The sequence below is a fragment of the Castellaniella defragrans genome (assembly GCF_014203015.1).
Lineage (GTDB): Bacteria > Pseudomonadota > Gammaproteobacteria > Burkholderiales > Burkholderiaceae_B > Castellaniella > Castellaniella defragrans.
In genome coordinates, this window is the sequence record NZ_JACHIB010000023.1 from 38809 (window position 1) to 47314 (window position 8506).

Sequence of the window (8506 nt, forward strand, 5' to 3'; positions counted from 1 at the left end):
GCCGCGGCGGCGGCCCGCGCCGCACGCCATGAAGCACACATAAAAAAACAGAATGAAAATCAGGAGACGGAGATGGACGGATTCGACAAGATCCAGTCCCGCGAGGCGGGGCTGCACAAGAAATTGACCGCGCGGCAGATGAGCATGATCGCCATCGGCGGCGCGATCGGCACGGGACTGTTCCTGGGCAGCAAGTTCGCCATCGGCTTCGCCGGCCCGGGCGTGGTCGTGAGCTACGTCATCGGCGGCTTCATCGCGCTGCTGCTGATGGGCTGCCTGGCGGAAATGACGGTGGCGCATCCCACCTCGGGCTCGTTCGGCGCCTATGCCGAGCATTACGTCAGCCCGCTGGCCGGCTTCCTGGTGCGCTACTGCTACTGGTCCAGCATCGTGCTGGCCGTCGGCACGGAAGTCACCGCGGTGGCCGAATACATGAAGTTCTGGCTCCCGGACGTCGCCGCCTGGATCTGGATCGCCGGCTTCTCGGCGGCGCTGATCGGCGTCAACGCCTACAGCGTCAAGGCCTTCGGCTCGGTGGAATACTGGTTCTCCGCCACCAAGGTCTTCGCCATCGTGGCCTTCATCGTCCTGGCGATCGGCATGCTCGCCGGCGGACGGGAGGCGGTGCCGGTGGCGCAGCACCTGACGGGCCAGGGCGGCTTCATGCCCAACGGCTGGGGCGGTGTCTGGACCGGCGTGATCATCTCGATCTTCAGCTATTTCAGCATCGAGATGATCGCCGTGGCGGCGGGCGAGGCCGAGCATCCCGAGCAGGCCGTGCGCCAGGCCTTCAAGGCGACCGTGGCGCGGCTGGTGATCTTCTACCTGCTGTCGCTGTCCCTGATCGTGATGCTGGTGCCCTGGAAGACCCTGGTGGCCGACGGCACGACCAGTCCCTTCGTCACGGTGATGCAGTCCGTGGGCATTCCCTACGCCGATAGCATCCTGAACTTCATCGTGATCGTCGCGGCCCTGTCGGCCATGAACAGCATGCTGTACATCTCGACCCGGATGCTGTTCAGCCTGTCGCGGGCCGGCGACGCGCCGGCGGCGCTGGGCCGGATCCGCGCCAACGGGGTGCCGCTCAATGCGCTGGCGGTGTCCGCCAGCGGCATCGCGGTGGCGGCCTGGGTGTACGTGTCCGACCCAGGCACGGCCTTCCCCATCATGATCGCGCTGTCCATGTTCGGCGTGCTGTTCACCTGGGGCATGATCTTCTTCACGCACCTGTTCTTCCGCCGCCGCATGGCCGGCCGGGGCGCATTCCTGCGCTTTCGCATGCCCGGCTACCCGGCCGGCACCCTGCTGGGCCTGACCGGCATCTCGGCCATCCTGCTGACCACCTGGTTCATCGACATCTTCCACGCCACGCTGGTGTTCGGCGTGCCTTTCCTGGCGCTGCTGGTGCTGGCGTACGGCTTGAGAAAGGCGCGCGGCAAGCCCGCCCCGGACCGCGAGGCCCGTTCCGGCGGCATCGGCTGATGCCCGAGCCGAACCGCTGATTCCCGGGGGCGCGCCCCCCGCCACCCGATCCACCGAAGCATGCCGCGGCGCCGGCAGGGGGCGCTGCGTGCCGCCCGCGCGCATGACGACAGAAGAATCAAATCACAGGAGACGCTTCATGATGAAGAAGACAGGGCTCGCGGCGGCATTGCTGCTCGCGGCGGGCGCGGTCCACGCCGAGTCCGGCCTCACGCTGTCGGGCATCCTCGACCTGAGCCTGCAGCATCTCAGGAACTCGGGCGACGACGAGTCCCGCACGGACCTGGCCAGCGGCGTGATGAGCAGCTCGCGCCTGGAGTTCAACGGCAGCGAGGACCTCGGGGGCGGCAACACGGCCTATTTCACGTTCCAGCCCCAGTTCGACGCCAGCACCGGCGAGCGCAAGGAGCAGATGCGGCTGTCCTACGTGGGCCTCAAGGGAGGCTGGGGCGACGTCACCCTGGGCCGCCAGGACACTCCGTCGTCCTTCGTGACGGGCTATGCCGATCCGAATTACGGCTCGGAATACAGCGTCATGAACAACATGCAGTTCTTCTATGCGCCCTACCGGGTGGACAACGCGATCCAGTACAACTCGCCGAGCTTCGGCGGATTGTCCGGCCGCGTGATGTACGCGTTCGGCGAAGGGGGCGGCACCCAGGCCGGGCATTTCATGGGCGTCGCGCTGGAATACTACAGCCACCCGCTGTACATCGGCCTGGCCAGCGAGCGGGCCCGCAACCGGGACATCGACAGCCCGTCGGACCTCAGAAGCACCCGGGACGACTACCTGTCGGTGGTCTACAGCTTCGACAATGGGGTGGAGCCGACCTTCATGTTCCACACCTACGACGGCTACTACACCTATCCGCCCTATGTCGGCTTCTCGGCCAGCGGCTGGGACGTGCAGTTCGGCGTGCGCTGGGACATCGACGGTCGCAATCGCGTGCATGCCAGCTTCGTGCACCGCCACGACGACGACAACGCGGCCGTCGGCACGGCCAACGGCGTGACGCTGGGCTATCTGCACGGCCTGTCCAAGCGGACCGACCTGTACATCAATTTCGCCTACATCGACAACGACGAGCGCGCCCGCGTTCCCTATCCCGTGAGCTGGAACGACACGCCCGACCCGGGCCAGAGTCCGATGGGCTTGGCCGTGGGCATGCGCCACAAATTCTGAACGATTCCCCCATCGACTCGAAGGAGACAAGACACCATGCATATCCGCACTCTGCCTGGAAAGGCTTTCAGGACGACGGCGCTGGCCGCCGTGATTTTCGCTGCGTCCGGCGCCGCCGCGCTGGCGCAGGGCGACGCCGCCCGGCCCGCCGGCGAGGCCGTGCCGGGCACCCCTTCCGTCCAGGATCCCTGGCTCGCCCGGTGGCTGTCGGTGACGCCGGACCGCCGGCCGGCACCCCAGGTGCCGGGGAAGGATTACGGGATGGATCCGAACACGGGGGCGTTCGTCTTTCCCAAGGCGACGCCCGAGGCGCACGACGGCCAGCGCTTCCCGGGCGAACTGGACCACTGGGACCGGACGCTGCTCGCAAAGAATGTCGACGTGATCGCCTTCTATCCCGGCGTGGGCTCGCCCTTCCATGCCTGGAACAACGTGCTGGATTTCGAGGGCCGGCGCTACCTGTACATCCATGACCGCGATTACCTGCGCATCATGGACGTGACCGATCCGGCGCACGGCAAGGTGGTCTATTCAAAAGGGGCCGTCTGGGGGCCCAAGGGGCCGAGCGAGGACTGGGACGCGGCCGGCGTGAAGGACTACTGGGGGGGCATGACCATCGCCTGGAACAAGAAGCTGGGCAAGCCCATCCTGGTGGCTTCTTACGAGATCGGCCGCTACGGGCTGATGGAAGACAAGCTGAAAGAGCCGGAAAAAGTCGCCCGGCAGCGCAGCTACAACTCTCTGAAGGGCTTCAAGGTCTACGCGATGAACGGGCCGACGCCCGATGACTGGGAACTGCTGGCGACCCGCACCACCGACGTGGAGCGGCCCGACGCATCGGTCGGCCGGCAGCGGGGGTCCGGTTCGCTGGACGCGCCGGAATATTTCGGCGGCAAGTACATGATCCTGGCAGCGGCGCCCGACGACAGCTATGCGCTGACCGAGTATTCAAACTACCTGTATTCCCCTGGCTACCAGGTCTGGGACATGTCCGATCCCGCCCATCCGGAATTCGTGTCGCAGATCACGGTCCCGGGGCAGAAGGTGGACGACCCGGCCAGCGTGTTTGAATACCTGAAGAATCCGCGCGCGGGCAACCGGACGTCGTGGATGGGCGCGCGCATGCCGCTGTTCCTGCCCAAGCCCCTCGAACAGGGCGGCAAGATCGGGTTCGGCGCCATGGGGGGCCTGGGGCTGTGGTCGTTCGACCTGAGCGATCCCGCACATCCGAAGATCCTCGGCAATTTCAATACGCCGCCGTCCTTCTCGGGCACGGAGTTCGACAACGCGGACGTCAGCCAGTACGAGCGCACGGGATACGTGCTGACCAGCGGCTACCCGCTGAATACGGACTGCAACGAGCCCTACAAGGACATCTGGGTGGTCGATGCCCGGGATCCGGCCCGCATGAAGGTGGCGGCGACCCTGCCGCGTCCCGTTCCGCCGGAAAACGCGCCCTACACCAGCTTCTGCCAGCGGGGTGGATCGTTCGGGCCCAAGCGCTCCAATTCCATCGGGCAGCCGGGCGCGTGGCGGCAGAAGATCGTGCCCTATTCCTTCTACAACGCCGGGGTCCAGCTGTTCGACGTGAGCGATCCCGCCCACCCCAGGATCGCGGGATATTTCGTGCCGCCGCTGGCGGACGAGACCGAGCTGCCGAGCTACACCCTGAGCCAGGGGGTGTTCGCCTTGTACACCGAATACGACCGCAACATCATGTGGGCGTTCACGGACAACGGCGCCTATGCCCTGTCCTCGCCCCTGCTGGGCGAGCCGGTGATGGGCATGCCCGCCCGGCCCTGGCCCGCGCGCTGACACGGCCTGAAACCAACGGCCGGACGAGCGCCTTCGGGCGGCGTCCGGCCGTTTTCCTTGCAAGGCTCCGGAGTACCTGCCTGATAGATTCCATTATGGAATCGCATCAAGCACTTTATTGATTAGAAAATAATCCCGACGCCCCTTACAGTGTCTCCATACGAGAACACCGGGCCCCCACGCCAGCCCTTCACGCTCCATCACCACACGAACCACACCAGAGACAAGCATCGTGGCCGAACTCATCACGCACTACATCGGCGGCCGTTTCGTCGAAAGCGCCCGGCGGTTTCCCAACATCAGTCCGGTGGACGGCGCCGTCGTCGGCGAAGTCTGCGAGGCCGGCGCCGGGGAGGTGGACCTCGCGGTGCAGGCCGCCCGGGCGGCGCTGCAAGGCGAGTGGGGGCGGTGCGGGCCGGTCGAACGCTCCGACTGGCTGCGCAGGCTGGCCGACGGCATCGAGCGGCGTTTCGACGCATTCGTCGAGGCCGAGGTGCGCGACACGGGCCGCACCGTGCGCCAGGCGCGCACCCTGGACGTGCCGCGCGCCATCGCCAATTTCCGCTTCTTCGCCGACCTGGTCCGCCAGGCCCACACGGAATGCTTCGAGACCGTGACGGCCGACGGCGGCCGGGCGCTGAACTACGTCGTGCGCAAGCCCCTGGGCGTGGTGGTGGCGATCTCGCCCTGGAACCTGCCCGTCCTGCTGTTCAGCTGGAAGGTCGCGCCGGCCCTGGCGCTGGGCAACGCGGTGGTGGCCAAGCCCTCCGAGGAAACGCCGTCCTCCGCCTTCCTGCTGGCGCAGGTGGCGCACGACATCGGCTTTCCCGCGGGCGCCTTCAACGTGCTGCAGGGCTTCGGCGGCCAATCCGCCGGCCAGGCCATGATCAGCCATCCGGACATCGACGCCGTGACCTTCACCGGGGCCTCGGCCACCGGGGCGCACATCATGAAGACCGTGGCCGACGCGGTGAAGGACGTGTCCTTCGAGCTGGGCGGCAAGAACGCCGCCATCGTGTTCGAGGACGCGGACTTCGACGCCGCCGTGGACGGGGTCGTGAAGTCCTCCTTCACCAACTCCGGCCAGGTCTGCCTGTGCAGCGAGCGGGTGCTGGTGCAGCGGCCGATCTTCGACCGCTTCGTGGCGGCGCTCAAGGCGCGCACCGAGGCGCTGGTGCTGGGGCGTCCGGACGATCCGGCCGCCGACATCGGCCCCATGATCTCGCGGAAGCACCAGGCCAAGGTCCTGTCCTATTTCCAGCTGGCGCGCGAGGAAGGCGCCACCGTGGTGACCGGAGGCGAGACGCCGGTGTTCGGCGATGCGCGCGACCAGGGGTTCTGGGTCCGGCCGACCGTCTGGACCGGCCTGCCCGACGACGCCCGCTGCCTGCGCGAGGAGATCTTCGGGCCGGTCTGCCACGTGGCGCCCTTCGACACGGAGGACGAGGCCGTCGCCCGCGCCAACGATTCCGACTACGGCCTGGCCACCGCGATCTGGACGCGCGACCTGTCGCGCGCGCACCGGGTGTCGCCGCGCATGCGCAGCGGCCTGGTCTGGGTCAACACCTGGTACCTGCGCGACCTGCGCACGCCCTTCGGCGGCGTGCGCCGCTCCGGCATCGGCCGCGAGGGCGGGCGCCATTCCCTGGATTTCTATTCCGAGATCACCAACATCTGCGTCAAGATCTGAGCCGTTCCGCACGCCGGACGGGACTCGCACGAAGGACCACAGGAGACCGCATCCCATGAACCCAGCATCCGCCAAGGTCGTCACCGGCAAGGCCACGCCGCGGGGGAAGTTCCCGCACGTCAGGCGCGCGGGCGACTTCCTGTTCGTCTCGGGGACCAGCTCGCGCCGCGCCGACAACAGCCTGGCCGGCGTGGAGACCGTGGACGCCATGGGCGCCGTGCGCATGGACATCCGGGCGCAGACCCGCGCCGTGATCGAGAACATCCGCGACATCCTGGCCAGCGTCGGCGCCGCCCTGGAGGACGTGGTGGAGATCAGCGCCTACCTGGTCGATATGGGGGACTTCGCCGGCTACAACGAGGTCTACGGGGAATATTTCGGCTTCGATGGCCCGGCGCGCACCACGGTCGCCGTCCATCAGCTGCCGCACCCGCACCTGCGCATCGAGATCAAGGCCATCGCCTACAGGCCGCCGGCCGCCTGACACCGGGCCGGACACGACGACCGGCGCCCCCGACAGGCGCCGGCACACCACGAGGAGACAGACATGGATGCGAAGTACGGCTTGCCCAAGAACCTGATGCAATGGGTGGACGACCACCGCGACCGGCTCAAGCCGCCGGTGTGCAACGCGGCGATCTTTCCCGACGGCAACTACATCATCAACATGGTCGGCGGCGGCAACCAGCGCACCGATTTCCACGACAACCCGACCGAGGAAATCTTCTACCAGCTGCGCGGCGAGGCGTTCCTGATCGTCTGGGACCGCGGCCGCTTCGAGCGCATCGACCTGAAGGAAGGCGACATCTTCCTGCAGCCGCCGCACCTGATCCATTCGCCGCAGCGCCCCGATCCCGACGGCCTGTGCCTGCTGATCGAGCTGCCCCGCCCCCAGGGCAGGCACGACAGCCTGCAGTGGTATTGCGCCCATTGCGGCACCGAGGTCTGGAAGGCCTCCAAGCAGCTGGAAAGCCTGGTGGACGACCTGCCCAAGGTCTACGCCCAGTTCTACGCGCTGAAGGACGAGGAGCGCGTCTGTCCCGGCTGCGGCACCCAGCACCCGGGCAAGGACTATCGCATCTGGCACGAGCAGCTGCGGGATTCCAGCGTCCGGGATTTCTGAACGGGATTTCTGAACGGGACACGGAACGAGACACACGAAGGCCACCGACATGATAGACATCCACGCGCACATCTTTCCGGAAATCTCGCGCGAGCAGGCCCACGCGCTGGACCCCGTGCAGGCGCCCTGGCTGAAGATCACCGGCCGGGACGCGGGCATGATCATGAAGGGCGACGGCGAGTTCCGCCCCGTCGAGCCGGTGCTGTGGGATCCGGAGCTGCGCGTGGCGGACATGGACCGCCTGGGCCTGGACGTGCAGGTCGTCAGCGCCACGCCGATCATGTTCGGCTACGCGCTGGACGCCGGCAAGGTGGCCGACTGGGCCGCCCGCATGAACGACCTGACCCTGGAATACTGCGCCGGCCATCCCGACCGCCTGAAGGCGCTGGCCCAGGTGCCCCTGCAGGACACCGAGCGGGCCTGCCGCGAGGCGTCCCGCGCCCAGGCGGCCGGCCACGTGGGCGTGCAGATCGGCAACCACGTCGGCGACCGCGACCTGGACGACGCGCAGCTGGTGGAATTCCTGCACCACTGCGCCGTGAGCGGCATCCCGGTGCTGGTCCATCCCTGGGACATGATGGGCGGCGGGCGGCGCATGCGCCAATGGATGCTGCCCTGGCTGGTGGCCATGCCGGCGGAAACGTCGCTGGGGATCCTGTCCCTGATCCTGTCGGGCGCCTTCGAGCGGCTGCCGCGCAGCCTGAAGCTGTGCTTCGCGCATGGCGGCGGTGCTTTCGCCTTCACCCTGGGCCGGGTCGACAACGCCTGGAAGTACCGCGACATCGTGCGCCAGGACTGCCCGAATCCGCCGTCTTCCTACTGCGACCGGTTCTCGGTGGATTCCGCCGTGTTCGATCCGCGCGCCCTGCGCCTGCTGGTGGACGTGATGGGCAGCGAGCGGGTGATGCTCGGCTCCGATTATCCCTACCCGCTGGGCGAGCAGCGCATCGGCGCGTTGGTGGGCGAGACCGCCCTGCTGGACGACGATGAAAAGCGCCGCATCCTGGCCGGGAACGCCCGGGCCTTCTTCAACCTTGCCTGAATCCAACCTTGCCTGGATTCGATCCGGTTTGAATCCGGGGTTGCCTGAATCAAATCCTGCCTGGATTCGATCCCGACCGAATTCAATGCTGACCGAACGGAGCCGTACGAGATGGAAACCGCGCTGATCGAAGAACTGGGCGACGAGCTCTACACCGCCTGGGCCGAGCGC

7 protein-coding genes are annotated in these 8506 nt (G+C 67.3%); all 7 read left to right on the plus strand.

Features of this window, described 5'->3' with window-relative positions; all coding sequences use genetic code 11:
* Positions 1-72 precede the first annotated feature (72 nt).
* Complete coding sequence (locus HNR28_RS16850; RefSeq protein ID WP_043679215.1) at positions 73-1482, plus strand: amino acid permease; 1410 nt, start codon at positions 73-75, stop codon at positions 1480-1482.
* A 139-nt stretch (positions 1483-1621) separates the two neighbouring features.
* Complete coding sequence (locus HNR28_RS16855; protein WP_043679218.1) at positions 1622-2665, plus strand: porin; 1044 nt, start codon at positions 1622-1624, stop codon at positions 2663-2665.
* 36 nt (positions 2666-2701) lie between these two features.
* Positions 2702-4480, plus strand: coding sequence for an LVIVD repeat-containing protein (locus HNR28_RS16860; RefSeq protein ID WP_151024154.1), 1779 nt, complete (start codon positions 2702-2704; stop codon positions 4478-4480).
* Positions 4481-4712: 232 nt separating this feature from the next.
* Positions 4713-6170 (plus strand): 2-hydroxymuconic semialdehyde dehydrogenase, encoded by a 1458-nt coding sequence (locus tag HNR28_RS16865; protein WP_242404238.1) that lies wholly within the window; start codon positions 4713-4715, stop codon positions 6168-6170.
* Between the two features lie 55 nt (positions 6171-6225).
* Complete coding sequence (locus tag HNR28_RS16870; protein WP_151024155.1) at positions 6226-6654, plus strand: RidA family protein; 429 nt, start codon at positions 6226-6228, stop codon at positions 6652-6654.
* Positions 6655-6717: 63 nt separating this feature from the next.
* On the plus strand, positions 6718-7293 hold the full coding sequence (gene nbaC / locus HNR28_RS16875) for a 3-hydroxyanthranilate 3,4-dioxygenase (protein WP_151024156.1): 576 nt from the start codon (positions 6718-6720) through the stop codon (positions 7291-7293).
* A gap of 49 nt (positions 7294-7342) precedes the next feature.
* Positions 7343-8335, plus strand: a complete 993-nt coding sequence (locus HNR28_RS16880; RefSeq protein ID WP_151024157.1) for an amidohydrolase family protein — start codon at positions 7343-7345, stop codon at positions 8333-8335.
* Positions 8336-8506 lie beyond the last annotated feature (171 nt).

Coding starts and splice junctions, on each gene's coding strand:
- nbaC (WP_151024156.1), top strand. CDS start 6,718: ATGGATGCGAAGTACGGCTTGCCCAAGAACCTGATGCAATGGGTGGAC.
- HNR28_RS16855 (WP_043679218.1), top strand. CDS start 1,622: ATGATGAAGAAGACAGGGCTCGCGGCGGCATTGCTGCTCGCGGCGGGC.
- HNR28_RS16860 (WP_151024154.1), top strand. CDS start 2,702: ATGCATATCCGCACTCTGCCTGGAAAGGCTTTCAGGACGACGGCGCTG.
- HNR28_RS16880 (WP_151024157.1), top strand. CDS start 7,343: ATGATAGACATCCACGCGCACATCTTTCCGGAAATCTCGCGCGAGCAG.
- HNR28_RS16870 (WP_151024155.1), top strand. CDS start 6,226: ATGAACCCAGCATCCGCCAAGGTCGTCACCGGCAAGGCCACGCCGCGG.
- HNR28_RS16850 (WP_043679215.1), top strand. CDS start 73: ATGGACGGATTCGACAAGATCCAGTCCCGCGAGGCGGGGCTGCACAAG.